At 72.3% G+C, this 16978-nt stretch carries 17 protein-coding genes and 1 pseudogene; 11 read left to right on the plus strand and 7 right to left on the minus strand.

The genetic code is table 11. The features are described from left to right. Window positions 1-14: 14 nt before the first annotated feature. Window positions 15-1346, plus strand: coding sequence for an MFS transporter (locus tag ACSSS0_RS14875; RefSeq protein WP_435987163.1), 1332 nt, complete (start codon window positions 15-17; stop codon window positions 1344-1346). A 103-nt stretch (window positions 1347-1449) separates the two neighbouring features. Continuing rightward, window positions 1450-1812 carry an MmcQ/YjbR family DNA-binding protein gene (locus tag ACSSS0_RS14880; protein ID WP_487228603.1) on the plus strand — a complete coding sequence of 121 codons (363 nt, stop codon included), beginning with the start codon at window positions 1450-1452 and terminating at the stop codon, window positions 1810-1812. Window positions 1813-1894: 82 nt separating this feature from the next. Here ACSSS0_RS14880 and ACSSS0_RS14885 read toward each other — a convergent pair whose 3' ends face one another. The 4 genes from ACSSS0_RS14885 to ACSSS0_RS14900 all read right to left on the minus strand — a co-directional run bounded on the left by ACSSS0_RS14885 (window position 1895) and on the right by ACSSS0_RS14900 (window position 5218). Further along, complete coding sequence (locus ACSSS0_RS14885; protein WP_487228604.1) at window positions 1895-3121, minus strand: MFS transporter; 1227 nt, start codon at window positions 3119-3121, stop codon at window positions 1895-1897. Then, the gene (locus tag ACSSS0_RS14890; protein WP_487228605.1) at window positions 3118-3579 is read right to left on the minus strand and encodes a MarR family winged helix-turn-helix transcriptional regulator; all 462 of its coding nucleotides are present in this window, start codon (window positions 3577-3579) and stop codon (window positions 3118-3120) included. The genes ACSSS0_RS14885 and ACSSS0_RS14890 overlap by 4 nt, the downstream gene beginning before the upstream one ends. Window positions 3580-3716: 137 nt before the next feature. Next, on the minus strand, window positions 3717-4652 hold the full coding sequence (locus ACSSS0_RS14895; RefSeq protein WP_487228606.1) for an LLM class F420-dependent oxidoreductase: 936 nt from the start codon (window positions 4650-4652) through the stop codon (window positions 3717-3719). 17 nt (window positions 4653-4669) lie between these two features. Beyond that, entirely contained in the window at window positions 4670-5218 is a 549-nt protein-coding gene (locus ACSSS0_RS14900) for a TetR/AcrR family transcriptional regulator (protein ID WP_487228607.1), read from the minus strand. 231 nt (window positions 5219-5449) lie between these two features. On the opposite strand from ACSSS0_RS14900, the gene ACSSS0_RS14905 reads away from it, so the two are divergent. Both ACSSS0_RS14905 and ACSSS0_RS14910 read left to right on the plus strand, forming a co-directional pair. Beyond that, window positions 5450-5686 (plus strand): hypothetical protein, encoded by a 237-nt coding sequence (locus tag ACSSS0_RS14905; protein WP_487228608.1) that lies wholly within the window; start codon window positions 5450-5452, stop codon window positions 5684-5686. A gap of 8 nt (window positions 5687-5694) precedes the next feature. Continuing rightward, a complete protein-coding gene (locus tag ACSSS0_RS14910) occupies window positions 5695-7200 on the plus strand; it encodes an MFS transporter (protein ID WP_487228609.1) in 1506 nt (501 codons plus the stop codon). A gap of 230 nt (window positions 7201-7430) precedes the next feature. Here ACSSS0_RS14910 and ACSSS0_RS14915 read toward each other — a convergent pair whose 3' ends face one another. Next, window positions 7431-7949: an inorganic diphosphatase gene (locus ACSSS0_RS14915; protein WP_435987155.1), complete on the minus strand. Its 519-nt coding sequence runs from the start codon at window positions 7947-7949 to the stop codon at window positions 7431-7433. Between the two features lie 166 nt (window positions 7950-8115). On the opposite strand from ACSSS0_RS14915, the gene ACSSS0_RS14920 reads away from it, so the two are divergent. The 6 genes from ACSSS0_RS14920 to ACSSS0_RS14945 all read left to right on the plus strand — a co-directional run bounded on the left by ACSSS0_RS14920 (window position 8116) and on the right by ACSSS0_RS14945 (window position 13745). Next, window positions 8116-9753 carry a D-alanyl-D-alanine carboxypeptidase/D-alanyl-D-alanine-endopeptidase gene (locus ACSSS0_RS14920; RefSeq protein ID WP_487228610.1) on the plus strand — a complete coding sequence of 546 codons (1638 nt, stop codon included), beginning with the start codon at window positions 8116-8118 and terminating at the stop codon, window positions 9751-9753. A 123-nt stretch (window positions 9754-9876) separates the two neighbouring features. Further along, on the plus strand, window positions 9877-10983 hold the full coding sequence (locus ACSSS0_RS14925) for a zinc-dependent metalloprotease (RefSeq protein WP_435987153.1): 1107 nt from the start codon (window positions 9877-9879) through the stop codon (window positions 10981-10983). Window positions 10984-11004: 21 nt separating this feature from the next. Next, window positions 11005-12003, plus strand: coding sequence for a tRNA lysidine(34) synthetase TilS (tilS, locus tag ACSSS0_RS14930; RefSeq protein ID WP_487228611.1), 999 nt, complete (start codon window positions 11005-11007; stop codon window positions 12001-12003). 104 nt (window positions 12004-12107) lie between these two features. Next, window positions 12108-12245 (plus strand): hypothetical protein, encoded by a 138-nt coding sequence (locus ACSSS0_RS14935; RefSeq protein ID WP_487228612.1) that lies wholly within the window; start codon window positions 12108-12110, stop codon window positions 12243-12245. A gap of 108 nt (window positions 12246-12353) precedes the next feature. Continuing rightward, on the plus strand, window positions 12354-12905 hold the full coding sequence (gene hpt, locus ACSSS0_RS14940; protein WP_020145118.1) for a hypoxanthine phosphoribosyltransferase: 552 nt from the start codon (window positions 12354-12356) through the stop codon (window positions 12903-12905). A 15-nt stretch (window positions 12906-12920) separates the two neighbouring features. Next, a complete protein-coding gene (locus ACSSS0_RS14945; RefSeq protein ID WP_487228613.1) occupies window positions 12921-13745 on the plus strand; it encodes a DUF1028 domain-containing protein in 825 nt (274 codons plus the stop codon). Window positions 13746-13842: 97 nt separating this feature from the next. On the opposite strand, the gene ACSSS0_RS14950 is transcribed toward ACSSS0_RS14945, so the two are convergent. Continuing rightward, on the minus strand, window positions 13843-14196 hold the full coding sequence (locus ACSSS0_RS14950; RefSeq protein ID WP_487228614.1) for a hypothetical protein: 354 nt from the start codon (window positions 14194-14196) through the stop codon (window positions 13843-13845). Between the two features lie 10 nt (window positions 14197-14206). Next, window positions 14207-14500 (minus strand): annotated as a pseudogene (locus ACSSS0_RS14955) (GTP-binding protein); the annotation flags it as partial. Between the two features lie 372 nt (window positions 14501-14872). Between ACSSS0_RS14955 and ftsH the strand changes: the two are divergent. Continuing rightward, the gene (gene ftsH, locus ACSSS0_RS14960) at window positions 14873-16975 is read left to right on the plus strand and encodes an ATP-dependent zinc metalloprotease FtsH (protein ID WP_487228615.1); all 2103 of its coding nucleotides are present in this window, start codon (window positions 14873-14875) and stop codon (window positions 16973-16975) included. The last annotated feature ends 3 nt before the right edge of the window (window positions 16976-16978 follow it).

Consider the following 16978-nt stretch of genomic DNA (forward strand, 5'->3'; position numbering starts at 1 on the left):
AGCCAGCACACCGGATGACGAGCTCGACCCATCCCGGACAGCGGTACCCGCTCGACGGCCGCCGCGCCTGGGCGGTGTGGGCGGCCGCCATCTCGGTCTACGTCCTCGCCGTCTTCCACCGCACCTCGCTCGGGGTCGCCGGGCTCGAGGCCGCCGACCGCTTCGGCATCAGCAGCTCGCAGCTGTCGACCTTCACGATCGTCCAGGTCTTCGTCTACGCGGCGATGCAGCTGCCGGTCGGGGCGCTGCTCGACCGCTACGGCAGCAAGCGGATGCTCGGGGTCGGGCTCACCCTGCTGACGCTGGCCCAGTTCGGCTTCGCGTTCGTCCACGCCTTCCCGGCCGCGCTGCTCTGCCGGGTGCTGCTCGGCATGGGCGACGCCATGGTCTTCATCTCGGTGCTGCGGCTCGTCGCCCTGTGGTTCTCGCCCCGGCGCACGCCGATGGTGACGCAGCTGACCGGTGTGCTCGGCCAGCTCGGGGCCTTCGCCGCCGCCGGGCCGCTCGCGGCCGCGCTCGACCACTTCGGCTGGACCCCGTCGTATGCCGTCGCGGCGTCGGTCGGCGTGCTCACCGGGGTCGCGCTCGTCGTCGTCGTCAAGGACAGCCCCTACGTCGACCACCACCGCGACGAGCTGAGGCTGAGGGCCATCGCGCGCACCCTGCGCGCCGCATGGCTCGTGCCCGGGACCCGGCTCGGGCTGTGGTCGCACTTCACGTCGCAGTTCGCCGCCAACATGTTCACGATGCTCTGGGGCTTCCCGTTCCTCGTCGCCGGACAAGGAGTCTCGGCGTCGACGGCCAGCGTGCTGCTCATGCTCATGGTCGTCACGACGGTCGTGTCGAGCCCCGTCATCGGCACGCTGACGATGCGCTACCCGTTCTCGCGCAGCACCCTCGTGCTGTGGATCGTCGCCGCCGCGATCGTCGCGTGGACCGTCGTGCTGCTCTGGCCGGGACGGGCGCCGGTCTGGATGCTCGTCGTCCTCGTCGTGCTCATCGCCATCGGCGGCCCCGGCTCGATGATCGGCTTCGACCTGGCCCGCACCTTCAACCCGCCGACCCGCATCGGCAGCGCGTCGGGGATCGTCAACACCGGTGGGTTCATCGCGACGCTGACGGCGGTGGCGCTCGTCGGTGTCGTCCTCGACCGGGTGGCACCCGCCGGACCCTCGACGTGGGACGTCGACGCCTTCCGGGTCGCGATGACGGTGCAGTACCCCGTGTGGGCGCTCGGGATCGTGCAGATCCTGCGCTACCGGCACAAGGCGAGGCGGGCCGCGCTCGAGGCCGACCCCGACGCGTACGCCGCCATGCAGGCCGGCCGCTCCGTCACCTTCCACTGACCCCACCGCTCCGCGCCTCCAATCGTCGAGAGGCCACGTTCTGTGGGCGCTGACCCGTCGAGTGGCCACGCTGATCGGTCTAGCCTGCTCGGGAGGAGGAGCGATGGCGACGTGGGCGGACGTGGACACCCTGGCCGGGCGGCTGCCGGGCGCGGTGCTCGGGGTCGCCCACGAGGGCTCGCCCGCCTGGCACGCCGGACGGCATACGTTCGCTCGTCTGCGCTGGGACGACGACGGGCGCGAGCTCGTCCAGGTGTGGACCGGGGAGATGGACACCGAGCAGGCGCTCGCCGACCGGCGCGACACGTTCGTGCGGGTCGACAGCTTCCGCTACCGCGTCACGATGTGGGCGCGTCTCGACCGCCTCGACCGACGGGAGCTGGCCGAGCTGCTGCTCGAGTCCTACGACATCCGCGGCGGTCGCCGTCGGCGCGGTGACACCGACCTCACCGACCTCCTTCGCTGAACCGTCGAAAGGCCACGAACCGGGGTCTCGCCCTGCGGGGCGGCCCGGTTCGTGGCCTTTCGACGGGTGGAAGCGGTCGGGGTCAGGCGTCGCCGACGGTGAGGGCCTCGGCCTCGGTCCGCGACGTGACCTCCTCGGCGCCGTGCCCGGGTGCCTCGTCGAGAGCGCTGATGATCCGGCGAGCCGTGAGGAGCACGAGGACGGCCAGGACGACGGCGGCCGAGCCGACCCAGAAGGGCAGGTGGATCGACTTCTCGCCGAGGTTGCCGGCGAGCCACGGGGCGACCGCTCCGCCGCTGAAGCGGACGAAGGAGTATGCCGCCGAAGCCACCCCGCGCGGGGCGGGGGAGACCTTCATGACCGTCTCGGTGATCAGGGTGTTGTTCACGCCGAGGAAGGCGCCGGCGAGGATGACGCCGACGACGAGGACGGTCTTGTTCTCGGTCCAGATCGCCATGGCCGCGAGGATGACGGCGAAGCCGAGCAGTGCGCCCACGATGCCGGCCATCGTGCCGAAGCGGCGCTGGATCATCGGAGCGACGAAGACCGACGTGATGGCGAGCAGGACACCCCAGCCGAAGAAGATGAAGCCGACCTCGTGCGCGCCCATGGCGAGTGGGAACGGCGTGAACGCGAGCAGCGTGAAGAAGCCGAAGTTGTAGAGCAGCGCCGTGATTCCCACGGTGAGCAGGCCGCGGTGGCTCAGGGCACGCAGGGGGGCCGTGATCGTCGTCGGGCTCTCGGCCGGCGGGGTCTTCGGCAGCGTCGTCAGGGTCGCGATGAAGGCGACGGCCATGAGGACGGCGACGCCGTAGAACGGCCAGCGCCACGAGATGCCGCCGAGCCAGCCGCCGAGCAGCGGGCCGGTCGCGATGCCGACACCGAGGGCGGCCTCGTAGAGGATGATCGCCTGCTTGACCGAGCCGGAGGCCGCATTGACGATCGTCGCGAGGGCCGTCGCGATGAAGAGGGCGTTGCCGAGGCCCCACAGGGCGCGGAAGGCCACGATGCCGCCGACGGTGTCCTGGCTCCCGGCGAAGGCCGCTCCGACGATGATGAGCGCGAGGCCGAGCAGCAGGGTGCGCTTGGCGCCGACGCGGCTGCTGACCCAGCCGGTGCCGAGCATCGCGACGCCCATGACGGCGAGGTAGCTCGTGAACAGGAGCGAGACCTGCGACGGTCCGGCGCCGAGCTCGTCGGCGATCGGCTTGAGGATGGGGTCGACGAGGCCGATGCCCATGAAGGAGATCACGCAGGCGAAGGCGATCGACCAGACGGTCTTGGGTTGGCGCCACATGGTGGTGGTCATCCGTCCTTTCGGGTGGGGTGGGGGACAGGCGCGTCCGCCGCAAGGGCGAGCAGCTCGTCCATGACGTCGATGGCGACGCGGACCCGGTCGAGCGCGGGTCCGTCGAGCTGTTCGAGGGCGGGCGAGAGAACGGCTAGCCGGGCCCGGCGCAGGCTCTCGACAGTGGCGTGGCCCTCGTCGCTGAGGGAGATCACCGTGGCGCGCGCGTCGTCCGGGTCGGACGCGCGGTGCACCCAGCCGGACGCCTCGAGGCGCTGGAGCTGGGTCGTGATCGTCGGCTGGCTGCTGTGATCGGCCGCCGCGAGGGCGCTGACGCGGGAGGGCCCCAGCTCGTCCAGCAGGGCGAGCAGTCGGGCCTGCGCGAAGGGCACGTCGAAGGAGGCGTGCCGGCTGGCCCAGCGCGAGAGTCGCGCGGCCGAGCGGAGCAGGTCGTTGCCCAAGGTGGTCGGTTCGGTCACTCGCTCCAATTTACATAGACAACCTATGCATATCAAGTCCAGACGTCATCGCCATGTGGCGGGGTGCTCACCCGAGTGGGGGTGCGCTCTCGGCGCGGGCGAGAGGGCGGGCGCCGGGTGGCGCAGGACCGGGTCGTTCAGACGAGCTGGCGCAGCACGCCGTCCGCGACGTCGGACAGGTGGTCGAGGTCGGACAGGTCGAGGACCTGGAGGTAGACCCGCTCGGCCCCGACCGCCTCGAACGCCGCGAGCTTCTCGACGACCTCGTCGGGGGAGCCGGCGAGGCCGTTGTCGCGCAGCTCGTCGAGGTCGCGACCGATGGCGTCGGCCCGGCGTCGCAGCGTCGCGTCGTCACGGCCCACGCAGACGACCTGCGCCGCCGAGCACCTCAGCGAGCCGGGCTCCCGACCCGCCTCGCGAGCCACTCCACGGACCCGCTCGAAGAGCCGGCCCGCGTCGGTGGCCGACACGAACGGCGCGTTGAACTCGGCGGCATACCTCACCGCGAGCGCCGGCGTGCGCCGCTTGCCGCCGCCACCGATGATGATCGGCACGCCACCGGCCTGCACCGGCTTGGCGAGGGCGGGGGAGTCGACGACGGGGTAGTGGGTTCCCTTGTGGCTGAAGGTCTTCCCGGCCTCGGTGGTCCAGAGTCCGGTGATGACCGCGAGCTGCTCCTCGAGGCGGTCGAAGCGCTCGCCGAGCGGCGGGAAGGGGATGCCGTATGCCGTGTGCTCGGCCTCGAACCAGCCCGCGCCGAGTCCCAGCTCGACCCGTCCACCACTCATCTGGTCGACGCCGGCGACCTGGATCGCGAGCGGGCCGGGCAGTCGGAAGGTCGCGGACGTGACGAGCGTGCCGAGGCGGATCGTCGAGGTCTCACGCGCCAAGCCGGCGAGCGTGGTCCAGGCGTCGGTCGGTCCGGCTCCCCCGTCCCCGCCCATGGCGAGGTAGTGGTCGGAGCGGAAGAAGCCGCTGAAACCGAGGTCCTCGGCGGCGCGGGCGACGGCGAGCAGGTCGTCGTAGGTGGCGCCCTGTTGGGGCTCGGTGAAGAGGTGCAGGTCGACGGTCATGCCCCTGCAACGACGCGTCAGCCGCGAACAATCCCGTCGACGACGACCTCGAGCATGGGCCGCACGTCGAGGTCGGTGTGGCTCGTGTCGGCGACGCTCGCGACGCCGCTGACGAGGCGCATGACGTTGGCGGCGTCGACGCCCGGGCGCAGGTCGCCATCCTCGGCGAGGTGTTCGATGACGCGGCGGTTGGCGTCGCCCATGACGCGGCACTTGCGGTACATCGGGGACGCGGGGTCGTCCATGGCGGCGCAGATCTTGCTGGCCGCGCCGCGGTGCAGCGTGATGTGGTCGATGAAGTGCTCGAACCAGCCGAGGAGCATCTCCCGTGCAGGTAGGCCGGTGGCGATGGCGGCATCGGCGTCGGCGGACACGCGGTCGGTCCAGTCCTGCATGAGCGCGTCGACGAGCGCCTCACGGGTGGGGAAGTGGCGGTAGAGCGTGCCCGGGCCGACCCCGGCCCGCTTGGCGATCTCGTCGAGCGAGGAGTCGGTGCCGCGCTCGGTGAAGACGATCCGGGCGGTCGCGAGGATCTTGTCGTAGTTGCGCCTCGCGTCGGCACGCATCGGGCGGGGTGATTTCCCGTCGCTCTCCTGAGCGGGTGCGTCGGCTGGGTTCCCTTGGCTGCCAACGATTTCCGGCGACGGATCGAGCGTCGCCTTGCCGGTTCCGGCAGGCGTCACGAGAAATCCTCCTTGCACAAACGGAGACAGTCTCCGTATGGTGATCAAAGCAGAACCGGAGTGGTTCTCCGCTAATCGTAGCGCCGATCGTCGTCACAGAGGAGTCCGGCACCCATGACCACCACGATCCAGCCCACCCGACAGGCCCGTCGCGTCCACCTGTCGCACCTCGCCACCACGCACCGCGCGCCGCTCGTGCCCCGGGGCACCCACGGAGCCGAGGGCTCCCACGGCACGCAGGGTGCCGACGCCGGCGAGCGCCGCCGCACCCGCGCCACCTCCTTCACCCCCATGGCCCGCGACGTCACCGACGAGAGCTCGCGCCACCCGTCCTCGCACCACGAATCCTGAGGTCAGAGATGTCGACCACCACCACCGCACCATCCGTCACCCGACAATCCCAGCGCTCCACGGCCGAGCGTGCCGCCCGTCGCGGCGCCATCGGCCTCGGCGTCGTCCTCGTCGCCCAGCTGATGCTCGTGCTCGACGCCACCGTCGTGAACGTCGCGCTCCCGCACATCCAGACCGACCTCGGGTTCACCCCCGCCGGCCTCTCCTGGGTGCTCAACGCCTACACCCTCGCCTTCGGCGGTCTGCTGCTCCTCGGCGGCCGTCTAGGCGACGTCTTCGGCCGACTGCGCAGCTTCGAGATCGGCCTCGCGATCTTCACCGTCGCGAGCCTCCTCGGTGGCCTCGCCACGTCGCCCGCCTGGCTCATCGCCGCGCGCACCCTCCAGGGCGTCGGCGCCGCGCTCGCCGCACCGAGCGTCCTCGCCCTCGTGACGACGAGCGCCCCGAACGAGGCAGCCCGCAACCGCGGACTCGCCCTCTTCACGGCCGTCTCGTCGGCCGGCGCGTCCATCGGCCTGCTCCTCGGCGGCATCCTCACCGACTTCGTCAGCTGGCACTGGACCCTCTTCGTCAACGTGCCCATCGGCGCCGTCGTGCTCGTGCTCGCCCGCCGCTTCGTCACCGAGACGCCCCGAGTCCGCGGGCGCTTCGACGTCGTCGGAGCGGTCACCGCCACGCTCGGCTCGGTCTCGGTCGTCCACGGATTCATCAGCGCCGCCGACCGTGGGTGGACGGCGCCGCTGACGCTCGCGTCGTTCGTCGTGGGACTCGCCCTGCTCGCGCTCTTCGTGCGCACCGAGAGCCGGGTCGGCTCGCCCCTGCTGCCGCTCGCCCTCGTCCGCAACCGCACGCGCGGCGGAGCCCTCGTGCTCATGGCGCTCGTCGTCGGCGCGCAGTTCTCGACGTTCTTCCTCGTGACGCAGTACCTCCAGCTCGTCCTCGGCTTCAGCCCGGTCGCGACCGGCGCCGCGTTCCTCCCGCTCAGCCTCGCGATCTTCGCGACGTCGCGGGTCAGCGCCCGCCTCGTCGCCAAGGTCGGGCCGCGGCCGATGCTCCTCGTGGGCACGCTGGGGCTCACGGCGAGCTTCGTGTGGCTGAGCACCATGTCGACGACGAGCACGTATGCCGCCCACCTCCTCGGTGCGCTCGTGCTCAACGGCGTCTCCGCCGCTCTCGTCTTCATGCCGGTCACGGTCGTCGTCCTCGGCGGCGTCGACCGCGCCCAGGCCGGCACGGTCTCCGGGCTGCTCCAGACCGCGCAGCAGCTCGGTGGCGCCGTGGGCCTCGCCGCGATCGTCAGCGTCTACGCGTCGCAGGCGGTCCCCGGCCAGTTCGTGCCCGGCGTCGAGCCAGCGTTCCTCACGTCGGCGACCTTCACCCTCGTGGCGCTGCTCGTCGCGGCGTTCGTGCTTCGTCCCCGCCCGGCGCAGGCCGTGGCGGCACCGGCCGAGCCCTCGCGCGAGACGGCCGCCATGCCCGCCGCGGCCCCGGCGGAGGGTGCCGAGGCGAGCTGACGGCCCGCTCGGCGTGAAACGGCGCATGGTGCTGCGTCCGGCGGGGTCATCACCCCACCGGACGCAGCACCATCTGCGGCCTCATCGAGCGGGAGGCCCGTCGAGCCCGCAGCCACGCCCCGACGGACCGCGGGCGCTGCCGGAAGACGACGCGACCCCCGCGGCCCGGCTGGGCTGCGGGGGTCGGGCACACGGCATACGCCGGCGCGAAGCCGAGGGGAGCGGCAGGCTCAGTGGCCCTGCGGCATCGCCCAGCGGGCGGTCGAGGTGCCCTGTTCCTTGGCGCGCTCGAAGGCCTCGCCGATGATCTTCTCGGCGGCCTCCCGGTTGCCCCAGTCGGAGCCCTCGACGTGCTTGCCGGGCTCGAGGTCCTTGTAGCGCTCGAAGAAGTGCTGGATCTCCTTGAGCGTGAACTCGTTGACGTCGCTGATGTCCTGGACGTCGACGTTGCGCGGGTCGACGGGCACGCAGAGCACCTTGTCGTCGCCGCCGGCCTCGTCGGTCATGTGGAAGACACCGATCGGGCGGGCCTCGACGACGACGCCGGGGAAGACCGGCTCGGGCAGCAGCACGAGAGCGTCCAGGGGGTCGCCGTCCTCGCCGAGCGAGTCCTCGATGTAGCCGTAGTCGGCGGGGTAGGCCATCGGCGTGAAGAGGTAGCGGTCGAGACGGATCCGACCGGTCTCGTGGTCGACCTCGTACTTGTTGCGCTGTCCGCGCGGGATCTCGATGGTGACGTCGAACTCCACGTCTTCCCCTTCTTCACGGTCTTCGGGTGCTGTCTCGGGTGCGGCTCGGGTGCAGGAGCACCCGCCGGCGGCTGACAGAATCGTCCGCGACAGTGTGTCAGCAAGGGCGGTCTCTGCGCGAAACAGCGCGAAACAGCGACGGACGACGGACAGGGGGTGACGCGCCATGGCGCACGAGACGCAGCCGGGGCGACGCGGTCCCCGCCTCACCTACGGCATGGCCGCGGCGTGGTCGGTCGTCGCGATCCTGCTCGGGTATGCCGTCCTCGACGTCGCCGACGCCGCGCCCGGCGCGCTGACGGTCCAGCCGCTGCCGCCGCCCCCGCCCACCGAGACGGTCGCGACGCGGACGCTGCCCTCGGTCCCGCAGCCGACCCTGTCGACCTCGGTCGCGCCGCCGCTGCCCTCGCTGGCCGGCGACACCGCCGCCCCCACGGCCGCGGGCATCGAGCAGGCCCTCGCCTCGGTGCGCGCCCTGCCGGCGCTGCGCGACTCGGCCCTCGTCGTGCGCGACGGGCAGACCGGGGAGGTCCTGCTCGACCAGGGCGGCGACGAGCTGCGCATCCCGGCCTCGACGACCAAGCTGCTCTCCGCCGCGGCCATCGGCCAGACCTTCGCGCCCGACGAGACGCTGCGCACCGTCGTGCGCGAGGGTGACACACCCGACGAGATCGTCCTCGTCGCCGGCGGCGACTCTCTGCTGGGCCCCGGCAAGGGCGACCCCGACGCGGTGGCCGGCCGCGCCGGCCTGCGTGACCTCGCCGACCAGGTCGCCACGGCCCTCAAGGCCGGCGGCACCACCGACGTCACGCTCTACGTCGACGAGACGTATGCCGCCGGGCCGACGACGGCGCCGACGTGGGCCTCGACCTTCCGCAGCTCCGGCATCACCGGCGCCGTGGCGATGCTCGGGCTGTCGACGCAGCGGGCTCGCGGCGGGGCGCCCGGCCCGGCCGACCCCGTCGCCTCCACCCGGGCGGCCTTCGCCCGGCAGCTCGAGGCGCGCGGGGTCGACGTGACGCTGGCCGCGCGCGGTCAGGCTCCGGGGGTCCCCGGCTCGCCGATGCCGACGCCTGGCACCACCGGCGGGCCGTCCGCCACCTCGTCCGAGGGGGCGACGGCGTCCGAAGGGGCGACGGCGTCCGAAGGGGCGACGGCGTCGGACGGGGCGACGGCCGCCGACGGCGCGCAGGCACCGACCGCCGCGGCCGGCACGCCGACCGCGCCGGCGAGCGGCCCGGGTTCGGTCCTGGGCAGCGTCGAGTCCGCACCGGTGCGCGAGCAGCTGGCCCTGGCCCTCACCGACAGCGACAACGCGCTCACCGAGATCCTCGCCCGACAGGCGGCCTACCGCTCGGGCGCCGGCACCGACTTCGCCGGGGTCGGCGCGTGGGTCGTCTCGCAGGTGGCGGCCCTCGGCCTCGACACGACCGGCGTGACCCTCTCGGACGCGAGCGGTCTCTCCCGCGAGAACCGCGTCCGAGCCTCGCTCCTGTCCGACGTGCTCGTGCTCGGCTACGACGGGAAGCACGCCGTGCTGCGGCGGGCCCTCGACGGCCTCCCGATCGGTGGGCTCACCGGCACCCTGGCGGACCGGTTCACCGGCGCCCAGCACGACGCGGCAGGCCGTGCCCGGGCCAAGACGGGCACCCTGACCGGCGCCAACGCGCTCGCCGGGAGCGTCGTCGACGACGACGGTCGGCTCCTCGTCTTCGTGGGTATGGTCGCCGGAGTGGGAACCAACGACGCGCGAGCGGCGTTGGACCGTTTTGTAGCGGCGATCGCCTCGTGCGGGTGCCGCTGACGGGCCGGTGGGCCGCTCGGGGTCCTGGTGCACGACGGTGGTCGTGACCTCTCCGTGTGGCCGGCTGGGCCTCCCAGACACCTCGCGCGACGTCGACACCGTCACGGCACCGAAAGGGCTGGCATGACCGACACGACCCTCCCGACCCCCGTGGACGCCGGACGTCCCGATGGCTCGGGGGGTGGTGCACCGGCCGCGTCCGTCGACTACGAGTTCGCCAAGCGGACCGGACGGGCGATCGTGAACCCGGGTCCCCAGGTCTCGAGCGACGAGGCCGCGGCCATCGTCGCCGACCTGCGTGCGGCCGCCGCGTCCGCCGTGGCGCCGGTCGCCGAGACGAGTGCGCTGACGGCGCCCGCCGACGCGCCGGCACCCCTCGTCGTCGACCGCGCCGGCTGGATCAGCGCCAACGTCGACTCGTTCAGGTCGATGCTCGACCCCGTCGTCGACAAGCTCAACGCGACGAAGAAGTCGTCGACGAGCGCGACCGCCGCGGCGATCGGCGGCAAGGTCACCGGCGCCGAGATGGGCGGGCTGCTCGCCTTCCTGTCGAGCAAGGTGCTCGGGCAGTACGACCTCGCCCCCGGCGGCACGCCCCGGCTGCTCCTCGTCGCCCCCAACATCGTCGCCACCGAGCGACGTCTCGAGGTCGACCCCACCGACTTCCGGCGCTGGGTCGCGATGCACGAGGAGACGCACCGGGTGCAGTTCACCGCGGTGCCCTGGCTGCGCGACCACATGGTCTCCCGCACCCAGGCTCTCGCCGTCGACCTCGCGCCGACTCCCGAGGACCTCTCCAAGCGCTTCGAGCAGCTGACGAAGAACCTCCCCGAGGTGTTCAGCTCCGGCGAGGGCATCGGCCAGCTCTTCGCGACCCCCGAGCAGAAGGCTCGCATCGCCGAGCTCACCGCCGTCATGTCCCTGCTCGAGGGCCACGCCGACGTCGTCATGGACGCCGTCGGGCCCCAGGTGATCCCGAGCGTCAGCGAGATCCGCCGCAAGTTCGACGAGCGCCGCAGCGGGTCGGTCGGCATCGACCGCCTGCTGCGCAAGCTCCTCGGCCTCGAGGCCAAGATGCGCCAGTACCGCGACGGTGCCGTCTTCGTGCGGGCCGTCACCGACCAGGTGGGCCGCGACGGATTCAACGCCGTGTGGACCTCACCCGAGACGCTCCCGCGAGCGGCCGAGATCGTCGATCCGGACGCCTGGGTGCGTCGGGTCCACGGCTGAGCGATGCGAGGTCCCGCAGACATGCCCGGTCCCGACCCCGCCGTCGCCGCCACCCGGCTCGCCGTGCGTGAGCACCTCGCCGACGTCCCCGAGGGCGGTGTCGTCCTCGTGGCCTGCTCGGGCGGTCCCGACTCCGTGGCACTCGCCGCCGCGCTGGCCTTCGAGGCACCGCGCTCCGGCGTGCGCGCCGGCGCCGTCGTCGTCGACCACCGCCTCCAGGAGCGCTCCGCCGAGGTCGCCGAGGAGGCTGCCGCGCTGTGCCGCGAGATCGGCCTCGACCCCGTCGAGGTCGTCCGTGCCGACGTGCGCACGAGCGGCGCCGGCCTCGAGGCCGACGCCCGGTCGGCCCGCTACGCCGCCATCGAGGCGGCCGCCGACCGCGTCGGCGCCACCATGGTGCTCATCGGTCACACCCGAGACGACCAGGCCGAGCAGGTGCTGCTCGGGCTGTCGCGCGGGTCGGGTGCGCGGTCGCTCAGCGGTATGCCGGTGCGCCGCGACCGCTTCGTCCGTCCCCTCCTCGCCCTGCCGCGCGCCACGACGCTCGCCGCCTGCGCGGCCTACGGCATCAGCCCGTGGGACGACCCCCACAACAGCGACGACTCGTTCCGCCGGGTCCGTGCCCGCCGCCTGCTCGCGACCCTCGAGTCGGACCTCGGTCCCGGCTTCGGGGCAGCGCTCGCCCGCAGCGCCGACCTGCTGCGCGAGGACGCCGACTACCTCGAGGGCCTGGCCGTCCGGGCCCGCGCCGACCTGCCGACCGGTCCCGGCGGTGAGGGCGTCGACCTCGACGCGCTCGCCGCCCTCCCGCGGGCGATCCGCACGCGCGTCTGGCGGCTGCTGGCCGCCGAGGCCGGCGCACCGCTCGCCGACGTCAGCGCCGCCCACGTCGAGTCGCTCGACGCGCTCCTCACCTCGTGGCACGGCCAGGGCCCGCTCCACGTGCCGGGCGGCATCGCGGTCGCGCGCACCGGTGGGGCCATCGTCTTCAGCCCGCTGCGGCAGACCGCCAACGCCTGAGCGGGGTCCGAGCCAGAGGGCCCCCACGTCACGATCCGACGGTTTGGGGGCCGTGGCGCGCGAAAGTGGGTCCGGACGCCCCACGACCCGACGCTTTGAGGGCCGTGGCGCGCGAAAGTGGGTCCGGACGCCCCACCGCCCGACGGTTTGGGGGCCGTGGCGTGCGCGACCGCGGCGTCGTCGTGACGGAGCAGACGGCATACGCCCGCCTGGAGGAGTGGCTCGGGCGGCTGCTCGGCTGAGCCGGCGCGGCCCGCCTCCCCGGCGGGGACGGCACCCGCCCGCGTGCGGTTGAATGGACCCGCCCCGCACGACCCCGCACCACCCCCGCAACGCACTGAGGAGCCTTCGTGGACCACGAGCACATGGGAGATGACCTGGCCAAGGTCCTGCTCACCGAGGAGCAGATCCAGACCCGCCTCTCCGAGCTCGCCGCCGACATCTGGAGGGACTACGAGGGCAAGGAGTTCCTCCTCGTCGGAGTCCTCAAGGGTGCCGTCGTCGTCATGGCCGACCTCATGCGAGCCCTGCCCGGCACCGCGCCGATGGACTGGATGGCGGTCTCGTCCTACGGCTCCGGCACCAAGTCGTCCGGCGTCGTGCGCATCCTCAAGGACCTCGACACCGACATCAGCGGCCGTCACGTGCTCATCGTCGAGGACATCATCGACTCCGGCCTGACGCTCTCGTGGATCAAGTCCAACCTCGAGTCGCGCAAGCCCGCCTCGGTCGAGATCTGCACGCTGCTGCGCAAGCCCGACGTCGTCAAGGTCGACATCCCGGTCAAGTACGTCGGCTTCGACATCCCCAACGAGTTCGTCGTCGGCTACGGCCTCGACTACGCCGAGAAGTACCGCAACCTGCGCTGCGTCGGCACCCTGGCCCCGCACGTCTACGCCTGAGGGCGAGGGCCACCGGTGACCTTCTCGATCGTCGCCCGGCAGGGTGACGCGCACGGCATCGCCGTCGCGAGCAAGTTCCTCGCCGTCGGGGCGGTCGTCCCGGCCGCCCGTCTCGGCGTGGGCGCGGTCGCGACGCAGTCCTTCGCCCGCGTCGCCTACCTCGACGAGCTGCTCGGGCGCCTCGCTGACGGCGAGCCCGCCGACGAGGCGCTCTCCGCGGCGACGGCGCTCGACGAGGGTCGCGAGACCCGCCAGGTCGGCGTCGTCGGGCTCGCCTCGGCCGCGACCTTCACGGGCTCGGAGTGCAACGACTGGGCCGGCGGCGTCGCACGCGACGACGGCGACACGGCATACGCCATCCAGGGCAACATCCTCACCGGGCCAGAGGTCGTCGAGGCCATGGAGCGCGCGTGGCACGACACGGCGGGGGAGCCGCTCGCGCGCCGCCTGCTCGCCGCGCTCGTGGCCGGCGACGCCGCCGGTGGCGACTCGCGCGGTCGCCAGAGCGCAGCCATGTATGCCGTCGAGCCGGGTTCCGGCTACGACGCGTGCGGGGTGCTCGCCGACCTGCGCGTCGACGACCACGCCGACCCGGTGACCGAGCTGGGGCGCCTGCTCTCGGACTGGGAGATGTACTTCGGCAAGCCCGAGGACGTCGCGCCGCTCGAGGGCGAGCTCGCCGACGAGGTGCGCGGGCGGCTGGCTCGGGCCGGGTTCACCGACGCCGACGTCGCGACGGCTCTCGCCGACTGGGCGGGCAACGCGAACTACGAGGCGCGCCTCAGCCCCGACGGCATCGACCGCCGGGTCCTCGTGGCCCTCCGCACCGCCACCGACTGACCCACGCTGCGCGACCGAACGCCGCGTTCGATCTCGAACGCACCGTCAGAACAGCGAGTTCGGCACCGAACGCGGCGTTCGGTGGGGAGGTCGGGGCTCAGAGCTTGCCGGCCAGGCGGAGGAGGTACTCGCGGCGGTGCAGCGGGTCGAGGTCGGTGCGTGACCGCGTCGGCGGCGGCCCCACGACGGGTCGGTAGCCGTCGAACGCCGTCACGAGGTCGCCGAGCCCGCTCGTGAGGCCGGGCACGCGCTGCTGCAGCTCGTGCAGGCGCTCCGCCGGCACCTCGCCCCGCAGCCGCGTCACCGGTCCGAGCACCGTCGTCTCGCGCGGCGTCGCCCGCACGTGCCCGAGCATCGTCAGGGCCGCGCCGAGCACGTCGCTCGGCAGCTCGAGGTCGAAGCGGTGCACCGGCTCCTCGACCGCGGTGCCCGCGAGGCGCAGCGCCTCCATGAGCACGAGCGGCGGCGAGCGAGCGCTCGACCTCCGCGATGAAGTCCGAGTGACCAGGGGTGTCGACGAGGTTGACGGTGACCGGGTCGTCCGGCTCGCCGAGCTCGAAGGAGACCACGGCGGCCTTGATCGTGATCCCGCGGGCGCGCTCGAGCGCGAGGGTGTCGGTCTGCGTGCTGCCCTCGTCGACGCTGCCGAGCTCGGCGATGACGCCGGCGTGCAGCAGCAGGCGCTCGGTCAGGCTCGTCTTGCCCGCGTCAACGGGCGCGAGGATCCCGAGACCGAGGGTGCGTCCGGGACGCACGGGTGGGGTGGGTGGGGTGCCCACGGTGCTCCATGTCCTGTGCGTAGGTGTGGGTGACCTGCTCGGGTGACATGAAGCTGCGGCGCATCCCGGTGCCCTCTCTCCTCGGCCGTGCCTGACGTCGACGGGACCGTCGACGTCCCCAGTGCAGCAACGCGGGGGAGCGAGCGGCAACCGGTTTTGGGCCGGGAGCCCGGCACGCGGCATACGCACGCGGTGCGTCCGTCCACGGGCGGGACGTCGAACCCTGCGTGGGCTGGTTGGTCATGGGTCCGCTGCATGCGGAACACTGGTAGTTCGCCGGACGTTGTGCCGGTGGACAAACTCACCGGACGAGCAGGAGGACCGGGGCCCCACAGGCCTCGCACGTACATGGACGCTAAGCGGATTCTGCGCACACCACTGTTGTGGATCTTGGTCCTCATCAGCGCGCTCGTCTTCGGCATGATGTTCTCCGAGTCCGGCCCGCCCCGGATCGACACCTCGGCTGCCATGAAGCAGATCACCGACGGCAACGTCGAGTCGGCCAAGCTGCTCAACAACGAGCGCATGGAGCTGACCCTCAAGACGCCCTACACCTCGCCCGACGGCACCGTGAAGGACGCGAAGTCGGTCTACGCCTACTACGTCGATGCCCGCGGCACCGACGTCGTCGAGGCGCTCAACGCCAAGCCGCCGACGAAGGGCGTCGACGACCAGATCGACGAGCCCAGCTGGTTCGGCTCGCTCCTCTTCTCGATCCTGCCGATCATCATCATCCTCGGCCTCTTCTGGTTCCTCATGGGCCAGATGCAGGGCGGCGGCAACCGCGTCATGCAGTTCGGCAAGTCACGCGCCAAGCTCGCCACCAAGGACACCCCGAAGGTCACCTTCGCCGACGTCGCCGGCTGCGACGAGGCCATCGAGGAGCTCGAGGAGATCAAGGAGTTCCTCCAGGAGCCCGCGAAGTTCCTCGCCGTCGGCGCCAAGATCCCCAAGGGCGTGCTGCTCTACGGGCAGCCCGGTACCGGCAAGACGCTGCTGGCCCGCGCCGTCGCGGGTGAGGCGGGCGTGCCGTTCTACTCGATCTCCGGCTCCGACTTCGTCGAGATGTTCGTCGGTGTCGGCGCGAGCCGCGTCCGCGACCTCTTCGAGCAGGCCAAGGCCAACGCCCCGGCCATCGTCTTCGTCGACGAGATCGACGCCGTCGGACGCCACCGTGGGGCCGGCATGGGCGGCGGCCACGACGAGCGCGAGCAGACCCTCAACCAGCTCCTCGTCGAGATGGACGGCTTCGACGTCAAGACCAACGTCATCCTCATCGCGGCGACCAACCGTCCGGACATCCTCGACCCGGCGCTGCTGCGTCCGGGCCGCTTCGACCGCCAGATCGCCGTCGACGCGCCCGACATGATCGGCCGCCACCGCATCCTCGAGGTGCACGCCCAGGGCAAGCCCGTCACGGCCGACGTCGACCTGCTGGCCGTGGCCCGCCGCACGCCCGGCTTCACCGGTGCCGACCTCGCCAACGTGCTCAACGAGGCCGCGCTGCTGACCGCCCGCAGCGACAAGAAGGTCATCGACAACGAGGCCCTCGACGAGGCCATCGACCGCGTCATCGCCGGACCGCAGAAGCGCACCCGCATCATGTCGGCCAAGGAGCGCAAGATCACGGCCTACCACGAGGGTGGTCACGCCCTCGTCGCCGCGGCGCTCAACCACACCGACCCCGTCACGAAGGTGACGATCCTCCCGCGTGGTCGTGCCCTCGGCTACACGATGGTCATGCCGCTCGACGACAAGTACTCCACGACCCGCAACGAGATCCTCGACCAGCTCGCGTACGCCCTCGGCGGGCGCGTCGCCGAGGAGATCGTCTTCCACGAGCCGACGACGGGCGCGAGCAACGACATCGAGAAGGCCACGGGCATGGCCCGCAAGATGGTCACCGAGTTCGGCATGTCCGAGCGCGTCGGAGCCATCAAGCTCGGCCAGAGCACCGGTGAGGTCTTCCTCGGTCGCGACATGGGCCACCAGCGCGACTACTCCGAGGACGTCGCCCGCATCGTCGACGAGGAGGTCCGCTCGCTCATCGACACGGCCCACGACGAGGCCTACGCCGCGCTCAACGCCAACCGCGACCTGCTCGACCACCTCGTCCTCGAGCTGCTCGAGAAGGAGACGCTCAACGTCCACGAGCTCGCCGAGCTCTTCAAGCCGGTCGTCAAGCAGCCGGCCCGCCCGACCTGGCTCTCGTCCCAGACCCGTCAGCTCAGCGACCGCCCGCCGGTCCTGACACCGGCCGAGATCGCCGCCCAGAACGGCTCCGGCCAGAACGGCCACCTGCCGCCGCCGGTGCCGGCCGACAAGGTCATCGAGGACAAGATCGACGAGGCTGCCGCCGTCGGGGCGCACCCCCTCGCCGAGGAGCACCCCGCGGAGCGTGTCATCGAGGTGCCGGACGACCGTCCGGTCAACCCCGACGAGAAGGGCTGAGGC

The sequence above is a fragment of the Terrabacter sp. R4-6 genome, from assembly GCF_057529065.1.